General features: G+C 59.3%; 20 protein-coding genes. 12 read left to right on the plus strand and 8 right to left on the minus strand.

The features are described 5' to 3' along the window. The first annotated feature begins 9 nt into the window (after positions 1-9). Positions 10-1173 carry a retropepsin-like aspartic protease gene (locus ACYZTL_RS17830; protein WP_461952893.1) on the plus strand — a complete coding sequence of 388 codons (1164 nt, stop codon included), beginning with the start codon at positions 10-12 and terminating at the stop codon, positions 1171-1173. An 810-nt stretch (positions 1174-1983) separates the two neighbouring features. Here ACYZTL_RS17830 and gbcA read toward each other — a convergent pair. Further along, positions 1984-3279, minus strand: coding sequence for a glycine-betaine demethylase subunit GbcA (gbcA, locus tag ACYZTL_RS17835; RefSeq protein ID WP_461952894.1), 1296 nt, complete (start codon positions 3277-3279; stop codon positions 1984-1986). A gap of 283 nt (positions 3280-3562) precedes the next feature. Here gbcA and gbcB point away from each other — a divergent pair, with 283 nt between their 5' ends. Then, a complete protein-coding gene (gbcB, locus tag ACYZTL_RS17840) occupies positions 3563-4663 on the plus strand; it encodes a glycine-betaine demethylase subunit GbcB (protein ID WP_461952895.1) in 1101 nt (366 codons plus the stop codon). Between the two features lie 121 nt (positions 4664-4784). On the opposite strand, the gene ACYZTL_RS17845 is transcribed toward gbcB, so the two are convergent. Next, positions 4785-5609, minus strand: a complete 825-nt coding sequence (locus ACYZTL_RS17845; RefSeq protein ID WP_461952896.1) for an SDR family oxidoreductase — start codon at positions 5607-5609, stop codon at positions 4785-4787. Between the two features lie 243 nt (positions 5610-5852). Next, on the minus strand, positions 5853-6893 hold the full coding sequence (locus ACYZTL_RS17850) for a threonine aldolase family protein (protein ID WP_461952897.1): 1041 nt from the start codon (positions 6891-6893) through the stop codon (positions 5853-5855). 133 nt (positions 6894-7026) lie between these two features. Here ACYZTL_RS17850 and ACYZTL_RS17855 point away from each other — a divergent pair, with 133 nt between their 5' ends. The 8 genes from ACYZTL_RS17855 to fdhA all read left to right on the plus strand — a co-directional run bounded on the left by ACYZTL_RS17855 (position 7027) and on the right by fdhA (position 17218). Beyond that, entirely contained in the window at positions 7027-7737 is a 711-nt protein-coding gene (locus ACYZTL_RS17855) for a TraX family protein (RefSeq protein ID WP_461952898.1), read from the plus strand. A gap of 313 nt (positions 7738-8050) precedes the next feature. Beyond that, positions 8051-9304 (plus strand): serine hydroxymethyltransferase, encoded by a 1254-nt coding sequence (glyA, locus tag ACYZTL_RS17860; RefSeq protein ID WP_461952899.1) that lies wholly within the window; start codon positions 8051-8053, stop codon positions 9302-9304. Positions 9305-9327: 23 nt separating this feature from the next. Next, positions 9328-10578 carry a sarcosine oxidase subunit beta gene (locus ACYZTL_RS17865; RefSeq protein WP_007947735.1) on the plus strand — a complete coding sequence of 417 codons (1251 nt, stop codon included), beginning with the start codon at positions 9328-9330 and terminating at the stop codon, positions 10576-10578. 14 nt (positions 10579-10592) lie between these two features. Then, the gene (locus ACYZTL_RS17870) at positions 10593-10922 is read left to right on the plus strand and encodes a sarcosine oxidase subunit delta (protein WP_219096998.1); all 330 of its coding nucleotides are present in this window, start codon (positions 10593-10595) and stop codon (positions 10920-10922) included. Beyond that, positions 10919-13936, plus strand: a complete 3018-nt coding sequence (locus tag ACYZTL_RS17875) for a sarcosine oxidase subunit alpha (protein ID WP_461952900.1) — start codon at positions 10919-10921, stop codon at positions 13934-13936. Before ACYZTL_RS17870 ends, ACYZTL_RS17875 begins: the two co-directional genes overlap by 4 nt. Before the next feature lie 164 nt (positions 13937-14100). Continuing rightward, on the plus strand, positions 14101-14733 hold the full coding sequence (locus ACYZTL_RS17880) for a sarcosine oxidase subunit gamma (RefSeq protein ID WP_461952901.1): 633 nt from the start codon (positions 14101-14103) through the stop codon (positions 14731-14733). 203 nt (positions 14734-14936) lie between these two features. Beyond that, positions 14937-15794: a formyltetrahydrofolate deformylase gene (gene purU, locus ACYZTL_RS17885; RefSeq protein WP_461952902.1), complete on the plus strand. Its 858-nt coding sequence runs from the start codon at positions 14937-14939 to the stop codon at positions 15792-15794. A 224-nt stretch (positions 15795-16018) separates the two neighbouring features. Beyond that, a complete protein-coding gene (gene fdhA / locus ACYZTL_RS17890; RefSeq protein ID WP_007947729.1) occupies positions 16019-17218 on the plus strand; it encodes a formaldehyde dehydrogenase, glutathione-independent in 1200 nt (399 codons plus the stop codon). 214 nt (positions 17219-17432) lie between these two features. Here fdhA and ACYZTL_RS17895 read toward each other — a convergent pair whose 3' ends face one another. Genes ACYZTL_RS17895 through ACYZTL_RS17905 form a run of 3 tightly spaced genes read right to left on the minus strand, consistent with a single transcriptional unit; the run spans position 17433 to position 19389 of the window. Then, complete coding sequence (locus tag ACYZTL_RS17895) at positions 17433-18107, minus strand: anti-sigma factor (protein WP_461952903.1); 675 nt, start codon at positions 18105-18107, stop codon at positions 17433-17435. Continuing rightward, on the minus strand, positions 18104-18739 hold the full coding sequence (locus tag ACYZTL_RS17900) for a sigma-70 family RNA polymerase sigma factor (protein ID WP_461952904.1): 636 nt from the start codon (positions 18737-18739) through the stop codon (positions 18104-18106). Before ACYZTL_RS17900 ends, ACYZTL_RS17895 begins: the two co-directional genes overlap by 4 nt. Positions 18740-18795: 56 nt before the next feature. Further along, a complete protein-coding gene (locus ACYZTL_RS17905) occupies positions 18796-19389 on the minus strand; it encodes a fasciclin domain-containing protein (protein ID WP_461952905.1) in 594 nt (197 codons plus the stop codon). 291 nt (positions 19390-19680) lie between these two features. On the opposite strand from ACYZTL_RS17905, the gene ACYZTL_RS17910 reads away from it, so the two are divergent. Further along, a complete protein-coding gene (locus tag ACYZTL_RS17910; RefSeq protein ID WP_461952906.1) occupies positions 19681-20229 on the plus strand; it encodes a DUF2780 domain-containing protein in 549 nt (182 codons plus the stop codon). A 1-nt stretch (position 20230) separates the two neighbouring features. Here the strand turns inward: ACYZTL_RS17910 and ACYZTL_RS17915 are convergent, their stop codons facing one another. Continuing rightward, the gene (locus ACYZTL_RS17915) at positions 20231-21118 is read right to left on the minus strand and encodes an acyltransferase (RefSeq protein WP_461952907.1); all 888 of its coding nucleotides are present in this window, start codon (positions 21116-21118) and stop codon (positions 20231-20233) included. Between the two features lie 244 nt (positions 21119-21362). On the opposite strand from ACYZTL_RS17915, the gene rloA2 reads away from it, so the two are divergent. Beyond that, entirely contained in the window at positions 21363-21866 is a 504-nt protein-coding gene (gene rloA2, locus ACYZTL_RS17920) for a retropepsin-like aspartic peptidase RloA2 (RefSeq protein WP_017341175.1), read from the plus strand. Between the two features lie 19 nt (positions 21867-21885). Here rloA2 and ACYZTL_RS17925 read toward each other — a convergent pair whose 3' ends face one another. After that, entirely contained in the window at positions 21886-22794 is a 909-nt protein-coding gene (locus tag ACYZTL_RS17925; RefSeq protein WP_461952908.1) for an RHS repeat-associated core domain-containing protein, read from the minus strand. Positions 22795-22825: the final 31 nt, after the last annotated feature.

A 22825-nucleotide genomic window follows, 5' to 3' on the forward strand; every position in this document is an offset into this window, starting at 1 on the left:
GGGTTGCAGATGAGCACGGCCAGTCGGCGAGAAGCATGTCTGATCTGTGGCGTTATGCTTGTCGTACTGGGCGCGGTCGCTGATACCCGCAAGGGCGGTCCGGATTTTTATCAATGGATCGACTCCGAGCAGGGGCAGCACGCATCCCTGGCGCAAATGAAGCAACAATGCGATCAGGTCTTGGCTGAGGATAAAAACCTCAATTGTTCAGTCACCGTTCTCGCCAGAATGTTCGAGGCCAAAGCCGCCAATCAGCTTCCCGATTACTACCTGGCAATCAAGCGCCGTCATGCTCTGGCCATCGCCAATGACCCTGAACTGGATGCGCTGTTCTCCACGTTCGGCAGCGAATCGATCGCGACCTTGCGCCAGGTGGCCGATTTTTCGGTGACAAGAACGACGCGCCACGAAGTACTGCCAATCCATCCTTACCCCAGTGGCGGCAACGTGACGGATGAAGTGCTGCCGTACATCGATGTCAAAGCCGCCAACGGTGTGTCGGCGCGGTTCATTCTGGACACGGGAGCCCCGCAAACCCGGGTCAACAGCGAAACCGCGAAGCTGATGGGCATCACCTTGTTAACCGACTCCCATTATGGCTACAGCACTTTTTACGGTGAGAGTGACCTGGAAGCCAAACTCGGAATCCTTGAATCCCTGAAGATTGGTGCAAGCGAATTCAGGAATGTCCTGGTGTTTGTCAGTGACCGGGATAACTTGTTGGGGCTTGATCTGATCGGTCAGTTGGGGCGCTTGAAGGTCACGAAAAAGACGCTGGAAGTTAACGCTGCACCGCCCACACGATGTGATTCGCCAATCACCTACGTGCGTATGGACATCAATCAAAGACTGACCATTGCCGCGCGACTGGATCGTCGGGCGACGCTGGCGATTATCGACACCGGCAATGTGGATTACCTGACATCGGCCTCGTCCGGCCATTCACCCGACAACGTCACCGTCACGCCGAGCCACCGGACCTACAGGGGCGAGTTGAGCCTGTCCGGACGCATCCGGTCGATTACCTATAAATACTACCCGGACTATACGATTCCTCCGTCCATGCTGCTCGGGCAGTACGTGCCTTCGATCCTGCTCGGGTGGGGTGCATTCAATGACTATGAGTTGAATCTGGACATCGCCTCGGGCCTGTCCTGTTTCAACAGGATTTGATGACGGTTACCCACAATCCCTGTTAGCGCTTCTGTGGATAACATGTTCGCCCCTCGCTGCACGCCATTAAAATCAAGCCCTGCAAGCCTTTGTACAAAAAACAACCAGCCTAACTTACGGTTTTTATGAGCTTTTTCCCGAGGATAAGTTTATGCAAGCGACAATACTTGCCCCCAATCTCTGTTGGCGCTTCTGTGGATAAGATGTTCGCTGTCCGCTACAGCCCATATAAAACGGGCTTGTCAGGTGATTGATTGAAAAACGATCAATTCACTGTTTTAGAGCAGTAAGCGTCGCACAAACCCTTATTTGTAGCGGCTTTCAGCGGTTTTCCACAGATAGCCCGAAGTTGCCCCCAAAGTCTGTTGGCGCTTCTGTGGATAAGGTGTTCGCCATCCTCTACAGGCCACGTATTGCGTGGCTTTCAGGTGTAAGGTCAAAAAACAACCAATCGCTGTTCAAAACCCTGCTTTTGGATAAGTCACGGATTTTATTCGGTTTCTGTGGAGAAAGTTATTGGTTGTCACACACTTGTCCCCATTAGCTGTGGGTGGAAGTGTGGATAACTTGTTTGCTGAAGGCTGGAAGCCACGAACGGCATAGCGCTGAACGCAATAGATCATATTTCGTACAGTTCTAAAGAGCGGAGGGCATTGGAGGAAGAAGTGCGGTGATCAAGAGGGCGCCTTCGCGAGCAAGCCCGCTCCCACACTTGACCGTGTTGTTCACAAAAATTTGTGCACGACTTAGATCCAATGTGGGAGCGGGCTTGCTCCGGGCGGCGTTCCGACGAAGCTTTTGCTTTTGATGTTAGCCCTGAACTGGAACCCCTTTGAGGTAAGGCGCAGGCTCCGCCCCAAGATTGTTCAACAAACGCTCGCTGTACCAGTCCACAAAGTTCACCACACCAAACTCATAGGTCTTGGAATAAGGCCCCGGTTGATACGCGCTGGAGTTGATCCCGCGCTGGTTCTCTTCAGCCAGGCGACGGTCCTGGTCGTTGGTGGCATCCCAGACCTGGCGCATGCGCTCCACGTCGTAGTCCACACCTTCGACCGCGTCCTTGTGCACGATCCACTTGGTGGTGACCATGGTTTCCTGAGCGCTGATCGGCCACACCGTGAAGACGATGATGTGGTCGCCCATGCAGTGGTTCCACGAGTGCGGCAGGTGCAGGATGCGCATCGAGCCCAGGTCCGGGTTCTTGATGCGGCCCATGAGTTTGGCGCAGCCCTGCTTGCCGTCCATGGTCATCGACACGGTGCCCTTGAGCAGCGGCATGCGCACGATGCGGTTACGCAAGCCGAAGCTGGCGTGGGCGTAAGGAATCTTTTCGGCTTCCCAGGAAGCGGCCGACGCGGCGACATGATCCTTGAACGCCTGGTCGGCGCGCGGGTCGGTGACGTCGTCCCATTCCAGCAGGGTTTTCAGCAGTTCCGGGTGCGACGCGTTGCAGTGGTAGCACTCGCGGTTGTTTTCCAGCACCAGTTTCCAGTTGGCTTTTTCCATCAAGGTGGTTTGCACCGCCACCTTGGTGTTCTCCATGTCGTACGGTTCCATGTAATGGTTCAGCGTCGACAGGAAGTCATCGATAGCCGGCGGGTTCTCCGACAGGCTGATGAAGATGTAGCCACCGGCAGTCTTCACGTTCACCGGTTTCAGGCCGTATTGCTTCATGTCGAAGTCGGCGCCCATTTCGGTACCGGCAAACAGCAGGCGACCGTCCAGCTCGTACGTCCACTGGTGGTATTGGCAGACCAGTTTGGCCACCTTGCCCTTGTCGCTGGTGCACAGCCGCGAACCGCGGTGGCGGCAGACGTTGTGGAACGCATGCACCACGCCCTCGGCGCCGCGAATCACGATGATCGGGTTCTTGCCGACTTGCAGGGTCAGGTAGTTGCCCTTGGTCGGGATCTCGCAGGTCATACCGGCGATCAACCACTCTTTCTGGAAGATTTCCTGCATGTCGATATCAAACAGCCGCTCGTCAGAGTAAAACGGCTGCGGCAGCGAGAAAGTACGCTCGCGCTCTTGCAGCATCTGCGCGGTGGCCTTGCGTGCGGGTTCCAGCGGATCGCCCAGACTGATTTTTGCGGTGACGTCCATCGATTTGATCCTCAAGGCCATTCTGTGTGGCCGACGAAAGTGGCTAATCAGGTTTGCTACGCAAGGTGTAAAGATTGTGTCTTGGTATGGAGCGAGTGTGGGGCCGGCGCACGCCAGAACCTTATCCACGAGCGACATGGCCCACTCTGTTCCCGACGCGCAACCCCCGGTAGTTGGGGGCTGGTCGCGATAAGTATGTGAATGTCGCAGATAGGTAAATGGGTGGTCTGCGCTATACGCAGAATCGTCAACATAAGGCCGACCATCGGCGGTGGAGAACAGCATGTCCAACAGCTTCCTGAATCCGGTAACCACCCAGACCTGGGCCAATGGTCGACACATCGTCCGTTGCGTCAAAGTCATCCAGGAAACCTGGGACGTGCGCACCTTCTGCTTCATGGCCGATCAGCCGATCCTGTTCTTCTTCAAACCGGGACAGTTCGTCACCCTGGAGCTGGAAATCGAAGGCGTGCCGATCATGCGTTCCTACACCATTTCCAGCTCGCCGTCGGTGCCGTACAGCTTTTCGGTGACCATCAAACGCGTGCCGGGCGGCAAAGTGTCGAACTGGCTGCACGACACCCTGCATGAAGGTCAGGAGCTGGCGGTGCACGGGCCGGTCGGGCTGTTCAATGCCATGGACTTCACCGCGCCGAAAGTGCTCTACCTCAGCGGTGGCGTCGGCATTACGCCGGTGATGTCGATGACGCGCTGGTTCTACGACACCAACGGCAACGTCGACATGGTGTTTATCCACAGCGCCCGTTCGCCCAAGGACATCATTTACCACCGCGAGCTGGAACACATGGCGTCGCGGATCGACAACTTCAGCCTGCACCTGATCTGCGAGAAGCATGGTCTGGGTGAACCGTGGGCCGGATATCGCGGTTACCTGAACCATAAGATGCTTGAACTGATGGCGCCGGACTTCCTTGAGCGCGAAGTGTTCTGCTGCGGGCCGACGCCGTACATGAACGCGGTCAAGCGCATGCTCGAAGCCGCTGGTTTTGACATGAAGCGGTATCACGAGGAGTCCTTCGGGGCCACGCCTGCGGAAGCCCGCGCCGATGCGGTGGAGCAAGCCGAAATTGCAGCAGATGCACCGGACATCGACGTGGCGGATCTGCATCAAGTGGAATTCACCGCGTCCGGCAAGAGCATTCGCGTTGCACCGGGGGAAACGGTCCACGCCGCTGCTGCCAAGCTGGGTCTGTTGATTCCAAAGGCTTGCGGGATGGGGATCTGCGGGACGTGCAAGGTGATGAAGCTGGGTGGCGAAGTCGAAATGGACCACAACGGCGGGATCACCGAGGAAGACGAAGCGGAGGGATACATTCTTTCGTGCTGCAGCGTGCCGAAGGGTGATGTGCGTATAGAGTTCTAACGCACACCGCAAAACCAAATGTGGGAGCGGGCTTGCTCGAGAAAGCGGTGTGTCAGGCAATATTAATGTCGACTGACACACCGCTTTCGCGAGCAAGCCCGCTCCCACAAGGGTCGGTATTTCAGTCGACAAACAGGTCTGGCATCAGGTTGTCGATGGAGCCCGGTTCAAACCGATATCCCTCAAACTCCGTCACTCCGTATTCCCTCAGAATCTCTTCATCAATCAACAATCGCCCGGAAATGCTGCGACTTGTGCTGTCCAGAATCACGTGGGCGGCGTCCGCCATGATCGCGGGCGTGCGCGCATGCTTGAAGGACTCGCGAGAACCCAGCTGAAACTCGATGGCGGCGGTGGCGATCATGGTCTGCGGCCACAGCGAATTGACGCTGATACCGTAGTTCTTGAATTCCTCGCTCATGCCTAAAGTGAGCATGCTCATGCCGTATTTGGTCACGGTGTACGGGCTGTATTGGGCGAACCACTTGGTCGCCAGGTTCAACGGCGGAGACAGGTTGAGGATGTGGCCGCTGCTCTTCTTCAGGTAGGGCAGGGCGGCCTGACTGCACAGCAGCACGGCGCGGGTGTTGATCTGATGCATCAGGTCAAAGCGCTTGAGCTCGATGTGTTGAACGCCGGTCAGCTTGATTGCGCCGGCGTTGTTGATCAGCGCATCAATACCGCCGAAATGCTCGTTGGCCTGGGCAAGTGCGTCTCGCACCGCGACCTCATCGCGTACATCAACCTGCAAAGCCAGCGCCTTTCCGCCTGCGGCCTCAACTTCCCTCGCCACGCTGAAAATCGTGCCCGGCAACTTCGGATGCGGCTCGGCACTTTTGGCTGCAATCACAATGTTGGCCCCATCCCGTGCGGCGCGCAGCGCGATCTCACGACCAATCCCGCGGCTGGCGCCGGTAATGAACAGGGTTTTGCCTTGTAATGACATGCGTACGCTCCTGATTATTGTTATCTGAGCGGAGGGCTCGACAAACAATGTAGACGATGGAGCTGACGCAGGCGGGAAGTGGAGGGGCGAACCCTGTGGCGAGGGGATTCATCCCCGTTGGGCCGCGAAGCGGCCCCAAAACCGTTCACCGCGATCTGTTAGACGGAATGAGGTCGCAGATTTTGCGACGGCTGCGCCGCCGAACGGGGATAAATCCCCTCACCACAGGGGATCGGGTTGCTGCTAGCGGGACATGACTTCCCGGATATCCGCCGCCAATTCCCGCACGCGCTCTTCTTCGGTGTCCCACGAGCACATGAAACGTGCGCCGCCGTTGCCGATGAAGGTGTAGAAGCGCCAGCCCTTGGCGGTCAGCGCGGCGATGGCCGGTTCCGAGAGTTGCAGGAACACGCCGTTGGCCTGCACCGGGAACATCAGTTCCACGCCCTGAATGTCGCTGACCAGTTCAGCCAGCAACTGCGCGCAGTGGTTGGCGTGGCGGGCGTATTTGAGCCAGGCGTCGTTTTCCAGAATCCCGACCCACGGCGCCGAGAGGAAGCGCATCTTGGACGCCAGTTGCCCGGCCTGTTTGCAGCGATAGTCGAAGTCTTCGGCCAGTTTGTGGTTGAAGAACAGGATCGCCTCACCCACCGCCATGCCGTTTTTCGTGCCGCCGAAGCACAACACGTCGACGCCGGCCTTCCAGGTCAGGTCCGCTGGCGAGCAGCCGAGGTACGCGCAGGCGTTGGAGAAGCGCGCGCCGTCCATGTGCAGGTTCAGGCCCAGTTCTTTGCAGGTAGCGCTGATGGCGCGGATTTCTTCCGGGGTGTAGATGCTGCCGACTTCGGTGGCCTGGGTCAGGGTCACGACGCGCGGTTTCGGGTAGTGGATGTCCTGGCGCTTGAGGGCCACTTCGCGGATCGATTCCGGGGTCAGCTTGCCGTTTTCGGTACGGGCGACTAGCAGTTTTGAGCCGTTGGAAAAGAACTCCGGCGCGCCGCATTCGTCGGTTTCGACGTGGGCGGTTTCCGAGCAGATCACGCTGTGGTAACTCTGGCACAGCGACGACAGGGCCAGCGAGTTGGCGGCGGTGCCGTTGAAGGCGAAGAACACTTCGCAGTCGGTTTCGAACAATTTGCGGAATTGATCGGACGCGCGGGCGGTCCATTCATCGTCGCCGTAGGCGCGCTGGTGGCCGTGGTTGGCCAGTTCCATCGCCGCCCAGGCTTCAGGGCAGATACCGGAATAGTTGTCGCTGGCGAATTGTTGGCTCTTATCGGTCATGGCCCTGCTTTCCGTGGTCGAGACGCTTATGGTGAAGCGCCTCGTGATCAATGATGGTGCGCACTTTACCGAAGATCATCCGGGGAGCGCACGGGATGCGTCTGACAAAAAATTACAAAGACGACGGGCAATTATGCACATGACGCAAAGGGATGGGGCACTGGATCTGCTGAAGTGGCTGGCGCTGCTGAGCATGGTGCTCGATCACCTGCGATATGTCGGTTATTCCGTCGATATCCTCTATGTTCCGGGCCGGCTGGCGTTTCCCTGGTTCTGCCTGGCGATGGCGGTGAATGTTTCGCGGGCCCGGGAAGTCACACATCAGTGGCGGTATTTGGGCTGGTTGTTGCTGTTCAGTGCGTTAAGCGAAATCCCTTACCGGATGTTCATTCCTGATCCCGACACCTTGAATGTGTTGCCTACGCTGGCGCTGGGTCTGTTGGCAGCGCGTGGCTGGCAGCTCAAGACGCTGCAATCGCGAGTGCTCGCGGTCAGCGCCCTGACGCTGGCGGCGCTGTTCCCGGGGTGGCTGATGTTTGGTTTCTTCGGCGTCCTGCTGCCGCTGGCGATGTTGCTGGTGATCAAGCGGCGCTGGTATTTCAGCCTGTTGCCGGGGCTGGTGTGCCTGGCGGCCAATCAATGGGAGGTGCTGTTTTACTCTGCTCGGCTCGGTAACAGTGCAGCCATCCTTGGCATCGCCACTTGTCTGATTGCGCCATTGCTGGGGCTGGTCTTGTTGCGACATGCCCGACATCTGAAGCCACCGCCGATGCGGCGTTGGGCGTATGCGCTCTATCCCGCGCATTTCCTCGTGCTTCTGGTCCTGCGCCAACTCCTGGCCTGAACCCGCCGTTGTGGCGAGGGAGCTTGCTCCCGCTGGGCTGCGCAGCAGCCCCAAACCCTGAGAATGTGGTCTATCAGGCAGACCGCATTGGCCGGTTTTACGACGGCTACGCCGCCGAGCGGGAGCAAGCTCCCTCGCCACAAGAGCCTTCGCCGGCCATCCTTTTCAGTCCATGTCGTAAACGCACCTTTGCGTGGCGTCCGTAGGCATTTGACCTGTCTGCGCCGGTCATACCATCACGTCAAAGGGCACTGCCGAAAGGTACGTGCCTCACCGAGACGAATGGCGCACCGCCGCCGCTGGGAGAGACGCGATGTTCAGCAAGCAAGACCAGATCAAGGGTTACGACGATGTACTGCTGGCGGCGATGAATGCCGAGGAGCAACGCCAGGAAGATCACATCGAGCTGATCGCGTCAGAAAACTACACCAGCAAACGCGTCATGGAAGCGCAAGGCAGTGGCCTGACCAACAAATACGCCGAAGGTTATCCGGGCAAGCGCTACTACGGTGGCTGCGAGCACGTGGACAAGGTTGAAGCCCTGGCCATCGAGCGTGCCAAGCAACTGTTCGGCGCTGATTACGCCAACGTGCAGCCGCACTCCGGCTCTTCGGCCAACAGCGCGGTTTACCTGGCCCTGCTGCAAGCCGGCGACACCATTCTCGGCATGAGCCTGGCTCATGGCGGCCACCTGACCCACGGCGCCAAAGTGTCGTCCTCGGGCAAGCTGTACAACGCCGTGCAGTACGGCATCGACACCAAAACCGGGCTGATCGACTACGACGAAGTCGAGCGCCTGGCCGTTGAATGCAAGCCGAAGATGATCGTCGCCGGCTTCTCGGCCTACTCCAAGACCCTCGACTTCCCGCGCTTCCGCCAGATCGCCGACAAGGTCGGTGCGCTGCTGTTCGTCGACATGGCTCACGTCGCCGGTCTGGTCGCTGCTGGCCTGTACCCGAACCCGCTGCCGTACGCCGATGTGGTCACCACCACCACCCACAAGACCCTGCGCGGTCCGCGTGGCGGCCTGATCCTGGCCAAGTCCAACGAAGAGATCGAGAAAAAGCTCAACGCGGCAGTCTTCCCCGGTGCCCAGGGCGGCCCGCTGATGCACGTTATCGCCGGTAAAGCGGTGTGCTTCAAGGAAGCGCTGGAGCCTGGTTTCAAGGCCTACCAACAACAAGTGATCGACAACGCCCAGGCCATGGCCGGCGTATTTATCAAACGCGGCTACGATGTAGTGTCCGGCGGCACCGATAACCACCTGTTCCTGGTCAGCCTGATCCGTCAGGGCCTCACCGGCAAAGAAGCGGACGCAGCCCTCGGTCGCGCCCACATCACCGTGAACAAGAACGCTGTCCCAAATGATCCACAGTCGCCGTTCGTCACTTCCGGCCTGCGTATCGGCACCCCGGCGGTGACCACGCGCGGTTTCAAGGTGACCCAGTGCGTCACGCTGGCCGGCTGGATCTGCGACATCCTCGACAACCTCGGCGACGCCGATGTCGAGGCGAACGTCGCGCAGCAAGTATCGGCCCTGTGCGCGGACTTCCCGGTTTATCGCTGAGCGCGGTTTTGGAGTAAATGACTATGCAACGCTACTCGGGCTTCGGCCTCTTCAAACACTCCCTCAGCCATCACGAAAACTGGCAGAAAATGTGGCGCACGCCGACCCCTAAAAAGGTCTATGACGTGGTCATCGTCGGCGGTGGCGGGCATGGTCTCGCCACGGCTTACTACCTGGCCAAAGAGCACGGCATCACCAACGTGGCCGTGGTCGAAAAAGGCTGGCTGGGCGGCGGTAACACCGCGCGCAACACCACCATCGTTCGCTCCAACTACCTGTGGGACGAGTCGGCGCACCTGTACGAACACGCGATGAAACTGTGGGAAGGCCTGTCCCAGGACCTGAACTACAACGTGATGTTCTCCCAGCGTGGCGTTTACAACCTGTGCCATACCCTGCAAGACATCCGTGATTCGGAGCGTCGGGTCAGCGCCAACCGCCTTAACGGTGTGGACGGCGAACTGCTCGATGCCAAGCAAGTGGCCGACGAGATTCCGTACCTCGACTGCTCGAAAAACACCCGCTACCCGGTGATGGGCGCTACTGTTCAGCGTCGCGGCGGCGTAGCCCGTCACGATGCCGTGGCCTGGGGCTTTGCCCGTGCCGCCGACGCACTCGGCGTGGACCTGATCCAGCAGACCGAAGTGATCGGTTTCCGCAAGGAAAACGGCGTGTGCATCGGCGTTGAAACCAACAAGGGCTTCATCGGCGCCAAGCGCGTCGGCGTAGTGACCGCCGGTAACTCCGGGCACATGGCCAAACTCGCCGGTTTCCGTCTGCCGATCGAATCCCACCCGCTGCAAGCGCTGGTGTCCGAGCCGATCAAACCGATTATCGACAGCGTGATCATGTCCAACGCCGTACACGGTTACATCAGCCAGTCCGACAAGGGCGACCTGGTGATCGGCGCCGGTATCGACGGCTACAACGGCTACGGCCAGCGTGGTTCGTACCCGGTGATCGAACACACCATCCAGGCCATCGTCGAGATGTTCCCGGTGCTGTCCCGCGTACGCATGAACCGTCAGTGGGGCGGCATCGTCGACACCACCCCGGATGCGTGCCCGATCATTTCGAAAACCCCGGTGCCGAACATGTTCTTCAACTGCGGTTGGGGCACCGGCGGCTTCAAGGCCACACCTGGCTCTGGCAACGTGTTTGCCGCGAGCCTGGCCAAGGGTGAAATGCACCCATTGGCCGCACCTTTCTCCATCGACCGTTTCCACAACGGTGCGTTGATCGACGAACACGGCGCTGCTGCGGTTGCCCACTAACAGGAGAAATCCCCATGTTGCATATCTTCTGTCCTCACTGCGGCGAGCTGCGCTCCGAAGAGGAATTCCACGCATCCGGCCAGGCGCACATCCCGCGTCCACTGGACCCGAACACCTGCACCGACGAGGAGTGGGGCGACTACATGTTCTTCCGCGATAACCCTCGCGGTCTGCACCACGAACTGTGGGATCACGTTGCCGGTTGCCGTCAGTACTTCAACGCTACCCGCGACACCGTGACCTACGAGATTCTCGAGACCTACAAGATCGGCACCAAGCCACAATTCACCGACAAGACCGATAGCTCGAAAGCGGCTACGACGGCTCTGGGAGAGAAGGTATGAGCCAGATCAATCGCCTGTCCAACGGCGGACGGATCGACCGTAACAAAGTGCTGAGTTTCACCTTCAACGGCCAGGTCTACAAAGGCTTTGAAGGCGATTCGCTGGCCGCTGCATTGCTGGCCAACGGTGTCGACATCATCGGTCGCAGCTTCAAGTATTCCCGTCCGCGCGGCATCTTCGCCGCCGGTGCCGAAGAGCCGAACGCCGTGCTGCAGATCGGCGCGACCGAAGCCACGCAAATCCCGAACGTACGCGCCACACAACAAGCGCTGTATCAAGGTTTGGTCGCCACCAGCACCAATGGCTGGCCGAGCGTGAACAACGACATAATGGGGATTCTCGGCAAGGTCGGCGGCAAGCTGATGCCGCCGGGCTTCTACTACAAAACCTTCATGTACCCGCAATCGTTCTGGATGACGTACGAGAAGTACATCCGCAAGGCTGCCGGTCTTGGCCGTTCGCCGACCGAGAATGATCCGGACACCTACGACTACATGAACCAGCACTGCGACGTGCTGATCGTCGGCGGTGGCCCGGCTGGTCTGGCCGCTGCACTGGCCGCTGCGCGCAGCGGTGCCCGTGTAATTCTCGCCGATGAGCAGGAAGAGTTCGGCGGCAGCCTGCTCGATTCCCGCGAAAGCCTCGACGGCAAGCCTGCCAGCGAGTGGGTCGCCAGCGTCATCGCCGAACTGAAAGACACCCCGGACGTGCTGCTGTTGCCGCGCGCCACGGTCAACGGTTACCACGACCATAACTTCCTGACCATTCACGAGCGCCTGACCGATCACCTCGGCGACCGCGCCCCGATTGGCCAGGTCCGTCAGCGCATCCACCGGGTTCGCGCAAAACGCGTTGTCCTGGCGACCGGCGCTCACGAGCGTCCGCTGGTCTACGGCAACAACGACGTGCCGGGCAATATGCTCGCCGGCGCTGTCTCGACTTATATTCGTCGTTACGGCGTGGCACCGGGCAAGAAACTGGTGCTGTCGACCAACAACGATCACGCCTACCGCGTTGCGCTGGATTGGCTTGACGCCAGCCTGCAAGTGGTGGCCATCGCCGATGCCCGCAGCAACCCGCGTGGTGCATTGGTTGAAGAAGCCCGCGCCAAAGGCATTCGCATCCTGACCGGCAGCGCCGTGATCGAGGCCCGTGGCAGCAAGCACGTGACCGCCGCTCGCGTTGCCGCGATTGACGTCAAAGCGCACACCGTGACCAGTCCTGGTGAGTGGCTCGAATGCGACTTGGTTGCCAGTTCCGGCGGTTACAGCCCGGTGGTTCACCTGGCTTCGCACCTGGGCGGCAAGCCGATCTGGCGTGAAGACATCCTCGGTTTCGTACCGGGCGAGGCACCGCAGAAACGCGTGTGCGTGGGTGGCATCAACGGCGTCTACGGTCTTGGCGATTCCCTGGCCGATGGTTTTGAAGGTGGCGCTCGCGCAGCCAGCGAAGCCGGTTTCAGTGTGGTCGAAGGCACTCTGCCGAAAGCCCTGAGCCGTCTGGAAGAGCCTACTTTGGCGCTGTTCCAGGTGCCGCACGAAAAGAACACCGCACGGGCACCGAAGCAATTCGTCGACCTGCAAAACGACGTCACCGCCGCCGCCATCGAACTGGCGACCCGCGAAGGCTTCGAGTCGGTCGAGCACGTCAAGCGCTATACCGCACTGGGCTTCGGCACCGATCAGGGCAAGCTCGGCAACGTCAACGGCCTGGCCATCGCCGCCCGTTCGCTGAACGTGACCATCCCGCAGATGGGCACCACCATGTTCCGTCCGAACTACACGCCGGTGACTTTCGGCGCCGTGGCCGGCCGTCACTGTGGGCATATCTTCGAACCTGTCCGTCACACCGCGCTGCATCACTGGCACGTGAAGAACGGCGCCGAGTTCGAAGACGTCGGTCAGTGGAAACGTCCGTGGTACTTCCCGAAAAGTGGTGAAGACATTCACGCCGCCGTGAAACGCGAATGCAAAGCCGTGCGCGACAGCGTCGGCCTGCTGGACGCTTCGACCCTCGGCAAGATCGACATTCAAGGCCCGGATGCGCGCGAGTTCCTCAACCGCATCTACACCAACGCCTGGACCAAGCTCGACGTGGGCAAGGCCCGTTACGGCCTGATGTGCAAAGAAGACGGCATGGTCTTCGATGACGGCGTAACCGCCTGTCTCGCCGACAACCATTTCGTCATGACCACCACCACTGGCGGCGCGGCACGCGTGCTGCAATGGCTGGAAATCTACTCCCAGACCGAATGGCCAGAGCTGAAGGTGTACTTCACCTCCGTGACGGATCACTGGGCAACCATGACCCTGTCCGGGCCGAACAGCCGCAAGCTGCTCAGCGAAGTCACCGACATCGACCTGAGCAACGAAGCGTTCCCGTTCATGACCTGGAAAGAAGGCCTGGTCGGCGGTGTGCCGGCGCGGGTGTTCCGGATTTCGTTTACCGGTGAGCTGTCGTACGAAGTCAACGTGCAAGCCGACTATGCGATGGGCGTGCTCGAGAAAATCGTCGAGGCCGGCAAGCAATACAACCTGACGCCATATGGCACCGAAACCATGCACATCCTGCGGGCCGAGAAGGGCTTCATCATCGTCGGCCAGGACACTGACGGCTCGATGACCCCGGACGACCTGAACATGGGCTGGTGTGTCGGTCGCACCAAACCGTTCTCGTGGATCGGCTGGCGTGGCATGAACCGCGAAGACTGCGTGCGTGATCAGCGCAAACAGTTGGTGGGCCTGAAGCCGATCGATCCGACCAAATGGCTGCCGGAAGGGGCGCAACTGGTGTTCAACACCAAACAGACGATCCCGATGACCATGGTCGGTCACGTCACCTCCAGCTACCTGCACAACTCCCTCGGCTATTCATTTGCCATGGGCGTGGTGAAAGGCGGTTTGAAGCGCATCGGTGAGCGGGTGTTCGCACCGCTGGCGGATGGCAGCGTGATCGAGGCGGAAATCGTTTCTTCGGTGTTCTTCGATCCGAAGGGTGATCGCCAGAACGTTTAAGTGGCTTCGGGTCCTGTGGGCGGGCTGCTATCGCCTTCGCGAGCAAGCCCGCTCCCACAGGGGAACGCGGTCAAATGTGGGAGCGGGCTTGCTCGCGAAGACGGCAGCCCGATCACCACAAGGGTTGAGACCAACCGCACAACAGAATTCAAGACAGGTGCTTTATGACCGCAGCCAATGTTTACCAACAACGCCCAACCACCGGGGCCAAGGCCGAGTCGTCGCTGCATCATGCCGACCTCGCCAGCCTGGTGGGCAAGGGCCGCAAAAACGCCGGCGTGACCGTGCGTGAGAAGAAACTCCTCGGCCACCTGACCATCCGTGGTGATGGTCACGATGCCGCGTTTGCCGCCGGCGTACACAAGGCCCTCGGCATTGAACTGCCGGGCGCACTGAGCGTCATCGTCAAAGGCGAAACCAGCCTGCAATGGATGGGGCCGGATGAATGGCTGCTGATCGTGCCAACCGGCGAAGAGTTCGCCGCCGAGCAAAAACTGCGTGAAGCACTGGGCGACCTGCACATCCAGATCGTCAATGTCAGCGGTGGCCAGCAGATCCTCGAACTGAGCGGCCCGAACGTGCGTCAGGTGCTGATGAAATCCACCAGCTACGACGTGCACTCGAACAGCTTCCCGGTGGGCAAGGCAGTGGGAACCGTGTTCGCCAAGTCGCAACTGGTGATCCGCCACACCGCCGAAGACACCTGGGAACTGCTGATCCGTCGCAGCTTCTCGGATTACTGGTGGTTGTGGTTGCAGGATGCGGCGGCCGAGTACGGGCTGAGCGTTCAGGCGTAATGATTGCACACACCTGTGGCGAGGGGATTTATCCCCGTTGGGCGGCGTAGCCGCCCCAAAGCCATTGCCTGCGGTGTGCCTGATACACCTTAGTTGCAAATTTTGGGGCTGCTTCGCAACCCAACGGGGATAAATCCCCTCGCCACAAGATCCTGCACAGCCTTGAAGTTGTGCAGGTATTTTCGAACAGGAGTCACCGCACTATGAGCCGCGCCCCAGACACATGGATTCTGACCGCCGACTGCCCAAGCGTTCTCGGCACCGTGGACGCGGTGACCCGCTTTCTGTTTGAGCAGGGTTGCTACGTCACTGAGCACCATTCCTTCGATGACCGGCTCTCGGGCCGTTTCTTCATTCGCGTGGAATTCCGTCAGCCTGACGGCTTTGACGAACAAGCCTTCCGAGCAGGCCTTGAAGAACGTGGCGAAGCCTTCGGCATGATCTTCGAACTGACCCCGCCGCACCATCGGCCAAAAGTGGTGATCATGGTCTCCAAGGCCGATCACTGCCTCAACGATTTGCTCTACCGCCAGCGCATCGGTCAATTATCGATGGACGTCGCCGCCGTGGTCTCCAACCACCCGGACCTCAAGCCATTGGCCGACTGGCACCAGATTCCGTATTACCACTTCCCGCTCGACCCGAACGACAAGCCTTCGCAGGAGCGTCAGGTGTTGCAGGTGATCGAGGAGTCTGGCGCTGAACTGGTGATCCTTGCGCGCTACATGCAGGTGTTGTCGCCGGAGCTGTGTCGCAAACTCGATGGCAAGGCGATCAATATCCATCACTCCCTGCTGCCCGGTTTCAAAGGCGCCAAGCCGTATCACCAGGCCTATAACAAAGGCGTGAAGCTGGTCGGCGCCACGGCGCACTACATCAACAACGACCTGGACGAAGGCCCGATCATCGCTCAGGGCGTGGAGGTGGTGGATCACAGCCATTACCCGGAAGATCTGATCGCCAAGGGGCGGGATATCGAGGGGCTGACGCTGGCCAGAGCCGTTGGGTATCACATTGAGCGAAGGGTTTTCCTCAACGCCAATCGCACCGTCGTTCTTTAGATCGCCTTCGCGGGCAAGTCGAATCGTCGCACCGCCGCTCCCACAGGGGATTTGTGTCTGCCCACAGATCTCCGTCACACCGAAGATCAAATGTGGGAGCGGGCTTGCTCGCGAAGAGGCCCTCATAAACAACACAAAAGACACAGGCAATAACCCGAGCAATCAACGCGCCGCCGATCCATGGCGACGCGACCGCTGCATAAAAACAACAACGAGGTGAAAGCATGTCTGGCAATCGTGGTGTGGTGTATCTCGGCAATGGCAAAGTCGAAATACAGAAAATCGACTATCCAAAAATGCAGGACCCGCGCGGCAGGAAGATTAACCACGCTGTCATCCTGCGTGTGGTGTCCACCAACATCTGTGGTTCCGACCAGCACATGGTGCGCGGTCGTACCACCGCTCAAACCGGCCTGGTACTGGGCCACGAAATCACCGGTGAAGTGATCGAGAAGGGCAGCGACGTCGAGAACCTGCAGATCGGCGACCTGGTGTCCGTACCGTTCAACGTGGCTTGCGGGCGCTGCCGTTCCTGCAAGGAAATGCACACCGGCGTCTGCCTCAGCGTTAACCCGGCGCGTCCGGGCGGTGCTTACGGTTACGTCGACATGGGTGACTGGACCGGTGGCCAGGCGGAATACGCGATGGTGCCGTACGCCGACTTCAACCTGCTGAAACTGCCTGATCGCGATCGCGCGATGGAAAAAATCCGCGACCTGACCTGCCTCTCCGACATCCTGCCGACTGGTTACCACGGCGCAGTGACCGCTGGCGTTGGCCCAGGCAGCACCGTGTACATCGCAGGTGCCGGTCCGGTCGGCCTGGCGGCTGCCGCTTCCGCTCGCCTGTTGGGCGCGGCGGTGGTGATCATCGGTGACGTCAACACCGTCCGCCTGGCACACGCCAAGGCCCAGGGTTTCGAAATTGCCGACCTGTCCCTGGACACCCCGCTGCACGAACAAATCGCTGCGCTACTGGGCGAGCCAGAAGTGGATTGCGCCGTCGACGCCGTGGGCTTCGAAGCGCGCGGTCACGGCCATGACGGTGTGAAACACGAGGCTCCGGCCACCGTGCTCAACTCGCTGATGGGCGTGGTTCGGGTGGCCGGCAAAATCGGTATCCCTGGCCTGTACGTGACCGAAGATCCGGGTGCCGTGGATGCCGCCGCGAAAATGGGCAGCCTGAGCATTCGCTTCGGTCTGGGCTGGGCCAAATCCCACAGCTTCCACACTGGGCAGACGCCAGTGATGAAGTACAACCGCCAGCTGATGCAGGCGATCATGTGGGATCGCATTCATATTGCTGACATCGTTGGTGTGGAAGTCATCAGTCTGGATGACGCGCCACGTGGTTATGGCGAGTTTGATGCGGGCGTGCCGAAGAAGTTTGTGATTGATCCGCACAAGCTGTTCAGCGCGGCATAAGGCTTCACGCAAAGCAAAACGGCGACCTTCGGGTCGCCGTTTTTGTTGGGATCAATACAACCCCTGTGGCGAGGGAGCTTGCTCCCGCTGGGCTGCGAAGCAGCCCCAAAACCATCCTTCTCGGTGTATCAGGTAAAAAGAGGTGGCTGAATTTACGACGGCTACGCCGCCGAGCGGGAGCAAGCTCCCTCGCCACAGAGGTAAGTCAGTGCTTTCATAAGGCTGCCAACGCCCCTTGATACAACACCGGCCCCGTCGGTTGCCCGGTCGGCGAACCACCCTTCGGCTCAAGACTCACCGCCAACGCAATCGGCTTGCCAATCAACGCTTTCTGCGCATCGCTGAGCTCTACGCGTCCTTTGCCACCCGCCGGAATCACGCCAAGAGAAATCGGTTTGCCATCCGCCGGAATTGCCCACAACTCCAGACTACGCCCCGAATCAACCGCTGCCAGCGTCAACGGCTCGACGTTCAGATAATCCTTATGCGCTTCAACCTTCAGTGCCGGCTGAGCGTCGGCCGTCAGCAACGTGGCGCTGTAACGTGCGCTGTCACGGGTGTAGATCACGCCCAGCGCTACCGCGACCACCAACGAACACACCGCCGCCGTCAGCCGCATCCAATTCCAGAACGGACGTTTCTGCGGTACATGCAACACTTGAGGCTCGATTCGCGCAGTAATGCCTTTCCACACACGATCCGGCACCGGCTGTTCGGGCAACGCTTCAGTCAGGCTGGCCAGGCTTTCCTGCCATTGCGCCAGCTCTGTGCGCAACGCCGCGTCCTCCAGCAGCAACTGTTCAAATCGTCGACGAGCGGCCGGGGGCATCAGGCCGATGGCGTAGTCGGCGGCAAGGGCGCGGCGCAGGGGCGGGGTTTGATAGTTCATGATTCAAGGCACCTGCGCAGGCGCTCCATTCCACGGCGGATCCAGGACTTCACCGAGCCCAGCGGCGCGGCCAGGTGTTCCGCCAGTTCCGAGCACGACAACCCCTGAAAATACGCGACGGTGATTGATTGGCGCTGCATGCCTTCAAGGCTTTCCAGGCAGCGGTTCAAGTCGCTGGCTTCGCGGGCACGGCTCAATTGTTCATGGGCCGAGGGACTTTCATCCACCAGGGCCTGTTCTTCGAGCTCGGTCAGCGGCCGGTCGCGATGTTTGCGCAACTGGTCGATGGCTTGGTGACGTGTGATGTTGATCATCCAGGTCAGCGGGGCCGAGAGATGGGCCTCATAGCGCGCAGCGTTGTTCCAGATACGCACGAAACTTTCCTGCAAGACCTCTTCAGCCAGGTCCGGGCGCCCCATGAATCGCAGGGCGACGCCGTGCAGCCGTGGCCCGACACTGCGGTAAAGCGTCTCGAAAGCGCGGCGGTCACCCAGCGAACACTGGGCCAGAAGCTGCCTGAGCTGATCGGTGTCGGCGATGGAAATAACAGTTCTCCAGGCAATCGAAGCGGGCTGTGTGAGGGGGCGGGTGCAGCCAGAGGTTAGTTCACGGTGTGCCGTTGTTCCATTCACGGGCCGACACCTCGGGAAAAACCGCCGCCCCCGATGCGCAGGGGCGGCGGCACGGCTCAGCTCTTGGGCATCAGCACTTTGTCGATGACCTGAATCACCCCGTTGGACTGGTACACGTCGTAGGTGGTGATGTCGGCAACGTCACCTTTTTCATCCTTGATGGTGATGTTGTGCGGGCCGTTCATCATGGCCCAGAGCTTGCCGCCGGCTACCGTGGTGAGCTCGGTTTTGCCGCCACCGGCCTTGATCTTCTCGGCCAGGGTCGTCATGTCGAGATTTCCGGCGACGACGTGGTAGGTGAGGATTTTGCTCAGGGTTGCCTTGTTTTCCGGTTTCAGCAGCGTATCGACAGTGCCGGCGGGGAGGGCGGCAAATGCCGAGTTGACCGGCGCGAACACCGTGAACGGGCCTTTACCCTTGAGGGTATCGACCAGGCCCGCCGCTTTCACGGCGGCCACTAGCGTGGTGTGGTCGGCGGATTTCACCGCATTATCAATGATGTCCTTGCTCGGCAGCATGCTTTGGCCGCCGACCATGACAGTGTTGTGACCCCTCTCTTCCGCTTGCACAGTGTTCAGGGCGAGTCCGCCGCCAAGGGCCAGGGTCAGCAGGCTGGCAATCAAGGGTGTTTTGATCGAAGTGCGTTTCATGGTGATGATCCTTTTGTGGAGAATCGGCCAGGAGTGTCTGTCCGTGCTTGATATACGTGGCTCGGACTCGACTGGATGCAGCGTCGGGTAATTTTTTCTGTAGGAGCGAGCTTGCTCGCGATGGACTCAAGGGCAACGCGTTGATTCAGGAAGCACGCGTTTTCGTTGACGCCCATCGCGAGCAAGCTCGCTCCTACAGGGTGCTGGGAACAATCCTTCGGGATGCCAGTCCAACGGGCAGTTTTCGCTGCCCGTTACCGGGCGGTTTTCGTGGCGCAAGAGGATGTCTGTATGAAGATTTCACGCGGTATTGCACTGGCATCGCTCATGACCCTGGCGGCCAGCCCGGTCTTTGCTCAGTTCAGCCTGAGTGATGCGGCCAATGCCATTTCCGGCATGAAGGGCGATAACGCCGCCACAACGTCAGCGCCGACGTCGGAGACTGCCGGTCTGCTGGGTGCACTCAGCCAATTGAACGTGACGCCACAACAAGTCATTGGCGGCACCGGAGCGATGCTCGGCCTGGCGAAGAATCAATTGAGTTCGACCGACTATTCGGAACTGGCCAAAAGCGTACCTGGCATCGACACGCTGTCCGGCGGCGGTGAACTGGGTATGCTCGCCGGTTTGCTCGGTTCGAATGGCAAGGCGGCCGGTCTGGATAACGCGCTGGGCAACGTCAAGGACGCCAACGACCTGAATAACGCGTTCAGCGCATTGGGCATGGACAGCGGCATGATCGGCCAGTTTGCCCCGGTGATTCTGCAATACCTCGGTCAGCAGGGCGTCGCCGGTTCGTTGTTGCAGAACCTGGGCGGGATCTGGGGCACCGGCAGCTGATTCAGCGGCGCTCGGCGCGCAAGGCGTCGATGCGCAGATCCTTCTCGATCCAGAGCTGGTTGACCCAGTTCTGGACCGTCTCGCGAAACGCCGCATCGTTCTCGTAGTCGCCCTGCCACAGCGCGGGGTCGAGTTCGCGGGTGTTGATGTCGATGATGACCCTCGGCACGTTGCCGCTGATCAAATCCCAGAACCCCGGAATCTTCTGCTGCGGATACACCACCGTCACATCGAGAATCGCGTCAAGCTGTTCACCCATCGCCGCCAGTACAAACGCCACGCCGCCAGCCTTGGGTTTGAGCAGGTGAGCGAACGGTGACTGCTGCTGAATGCTTTTCGCCGAGGTGTAGCGGGTGCCTTCCAGATAATTGACCACCGTCACCGGCTGGCGCTTGAACAGCTCGCACGCGGCTTTGGTGATGTCCAGATCCTTGCCCGCCAGCGCCGGGTTTTTCGCCAGAAACGCCTTGGTGTAGCGCTTCATGAACGGGTAATCCAGTGCCCACCACGCCAGCCCCAGGAACGGCACCCAGATCAGTTCTTTCTTGAGGAAGAATTTGAAAAACGGCGTGCGCCGGTTGAGTGTCTGGATCAGCGCCGGGATATCGACCCAGGATTGATGGTTGCTGATTACCAGATAAGACATGTCGCTGCGCAGGTCATCGCCGCCGCGAATGTCCCATTGCGTGGGGATGCACAGGCGGAAGATCAGCTTGTCGATCTCGGCCCAGGTCTCGGCGATCCACATCACCGCCTTTGATGCGTAATCACGCAAGCGGCCGGGCAGGACCAGTTTGAGCAGGGCAAACACCATCAGCGGTCCGAACAGGACCAAGGTGTTGAGCAACAGCAGCAGGGTAACGAAACAGCCGGTGAGCAGGCGGCGCATAAATAACTCTTGAAAGCGTTTGGGCGCGCCATGATAAGCAGCTTCGGGCGACAGGCCAAATTGGTGGTGACGAATGTTTCACCTTGTCGGCGGTATGCTGAAAAGATCGCAGCCTTCGGCAGCTCCTACGCCGATCCCTGTAGGAGCTGCCGAAGGCTGCGATCTTTTGATCTTGAATACGCCGAACGAATTCGAAGGCAACGGTCTAAAATTCCGCTGCCCACTTTCCAAGGATGCCCATTACGTGAAATCCCTCCTCGCACTGCTTTCCCTCGTGGCCCTGCCGGTCCTGGCCGCCGAGCCAACCCTGTACGGGCGCTACGAATACATTGCGCTGCCGGAAATCGGCGGCGAAGTGCTCAAGGCCAAAATGGACACCGGCGCCCTGACCGCGTCGCTGTCGGCCAAGGACATCGAAACCTTCACCCGCGACGGCGATGAGTGGGTGCGTTTCCGCCTCGCGACCAAAGACGCCAGCAACAAGGTCTACGAGCACAAGGTTGCGCGGATCAGCAAGATCAAGACCCGCTCCGAAGAGGACGAAGATGAAGACGCGGCCGCGCCAACCAAACGGCCGGTGGTTGATCTGGAGTTGTGCCTGGGCAACGTCAAACGCACGGTCGAGGTCAACCTGACTGACCGCAGCAGTTTTAACTATCCGTTGTTGATTGGTGCGAAAGCGTTGCGTGAGTTTGGGGCGGCGGTGAATCCGGCTCGGCGGTTTACCGCGGATAAGCCGGATTGTTGAGTGGTGATTCTTCCGGGTGCTAAAGAAGTAGATTGATGCCTGTATGAGTCCGAATATAGTTGGCTCGCCTGATTTCTTGTACATCAGCGAGAATGGACATACTGCGACCATCACCAGGAATTCTTTGATTACGAAAGTCTGCCACATTCCTGAAGAGGGATATCGATACGTCGAAGGGATAAACATCTAGCTGGCCTGTATTCGTCAATCGAGGAGTCGTTACATCAGGCACAAGCACATTTGGGTTTCGACGAAGACGGATGAATGGATAGTTCTTCAATGCCTCGTTAAAGTGATTGGCACTTGTGGCCATATCCGAAATATTGATCCGAGTAGTATAGTTACCGATGGTGTCAGCGATTGGTTCGTTGATATTAATTCGTGCAACTGCATTATTAACTTCGGCCACTTTCGTCGCCGGTGACGCTGCAATCGCGCTTCCGGAAGCGGTCGTCGCAGTTTCTACTGATGTTGAAGAAGCATTGGCTGACCGTCTGCCATATTTGCCGATGGATGCTGATTTGGAGATGGCTTTCGACTGTTTGGATATCCCCATCCCAGCGCTCTTTAGCGCAGTGTTCAGTCCATATACGTGCCCTGTCGGATCGTTGCGATTTCTGGGATCCCCTCCGCAATACGCATACGCATTCAATCCCCCCCTCCCAAACGGACTCCAACTATCCGGACTGTTAAACCGCTTCAACACCGGATTGAACTGCCGATACCCATTTCCCAAATGATAATGCCCGGTCAGCGGATCCGACAGTTCGCCGTTAAACCCGAGAAGGCTGAGCAAGCCGTTTTCCCGTGTGTGATGACCATAGGGTGTGTAAGCAATAGGATGAGGTTGATTCGCGTCGAGGGCGTTCAACACCGAGTTCTGTACGTCGGTTGCCAACAGAATGGTTGTGCGTGAATGCGTAGGCATTAGTCGAACTCCGAGCAAGGTCCATGAAGCC

It is taken from the genome of Pseudomonas sp. LB3P81, assembly GCF_054897965.1.

What these genes read in the sequence shown, in the direction of transcription:
- ACYZTL_RS17830 (WP_461952893.1), top strand. Translation starts at nt 10, where the DNA reads ATGAGCACGGCCAGTCGGCGAGAAGCATGTCTGATCTGTGGCGTTATG.
- gbcA (WP_461952894.1), bottom strand. Translation starts at nt 3,279, where the DNA reads ATGGACGTCACCGCAAAAATCAGTCTGGGCGATCCGCTGGAACCCGCA.
- gbcB (WP_461952895.1), top strand. Translation starts at nt 3,563, where the DNA reads ATGTCCAACAGCTTCCTGAATCCGGTAACCACCCAGACCTGGGCCAAT.
- ACYZTL_RS17845 (WP_461952896.1), bottom strand. Translation starts at nt 5,609, where the DNA reads ATGTCATTACAAGGCAAAACCCTGTTCATTACCGGCGCCAGCCGCGGG.
- ACYZTL_RS17850 (WP_461952897.1), bottom strand. Translation starts at nt 6,893, where the DNA reads ATGACCGATAAGAGCCAACAATTCGCCAGCGACAACTATTCCGGTATC.
- ACYZTL_RS17855 (WP_461952898.1), top strand. Translation starts at nt 7,027, where the DNA reads ATGCACATGACGCAAAGGGATGGGGCACTGGATCTGCTGAAGTGGCTG.
- glyA (WP_461952899.1), top strand. Translation starts at nt 8,051, where the DNA reads ATGTTCAGCAAGCAAGACCAGATCAAGGGTTACGACGATGTACTGCTG.
- ACYZTL_RS17865 (WP_007947735.1), top strand. Translation starts at nt 9,328, where the DNA reads ATGCAACGCTACTCGGGCTTCGGCCTCTTCAAACACTCCCTCAGCCAT.
- ACYZTL_RS17870 (WP_219096998.1), top strand. Translation starts at nt 10,593, where the DNA reads ATGTTGCATATCTTCTGTCCTCACTGCGGCGAGCTGCGCTCCGAAGAG.
- ACYZTL_RS17875 (WP_461952900.1), top strand. Translation starts at nt 10,919, where the DNA reads ATGAGCCAGATCAATCGCCTGTCCAACGGCGGACGGATCGACCGTAAC.
- ACYZTL_RS17880 (WP_461952901.1), top strand. Translation starts at nt 14,101, where the DNA reads ATGACCGCAGCCAATGTTTACCAACAACGCCCAACCACCGGGGCCAAG.
- purU (WP_461952902.1), top strand. Translation starts at nt 14,937, where the DNA reads ATGAGCCGCGCCCCAGACACATGGATTCTGACCGCCGACTGCCCAAGC.
- fdhA (WP_007947729.1), top strand. Translation starts at nt 16,019, where the DNA reads ATGTCTGGCAATCGTGGTGTGGTGTATCTCGGCAATGGCAAAGTCGAA.
- ACYZTL_RS17895 (WP_461952903.1), bottom strand. Translation starts at nt 18,107, where the DNA reads ATGAACTATCAAACCCCGCCCCTGCGCCGCGCCCTTGCCGCCGACTAC.
- ACYZTL_RS17905 (WP_461952905.1), bottom strand. Translation starts at nt 19,389, where the DNA reads ATGAAACGCACTTCGATCAAAACACCCTTGATTGCCAGCCTGCTGACC.
- ACYZTL_RS17910 (WP_461952906.1), top strand. Translation starts at nt 19,681, where the DNA reads ATGAAGATTTCACGCGGTATTGCACTGGCATCGCTCATGACCCTGGCG.
- ACYZTL_RS17915 (WP_461952907.1), bottom strand. Translation starts at nt 21,118, where the DNA reads ATGCGCCGCCTGCTCACCGGCTGTTTCGTTACCCTGCTGCTGTTGCTC.
- ACYZTL_RS17925 (WP_461952908.1), bottom strand. Translation starts at nt 22,794, where the DNA reads ATGCCTACGCATTCACGCACAACCATTCTGTTGGCAACCGACGTACAG.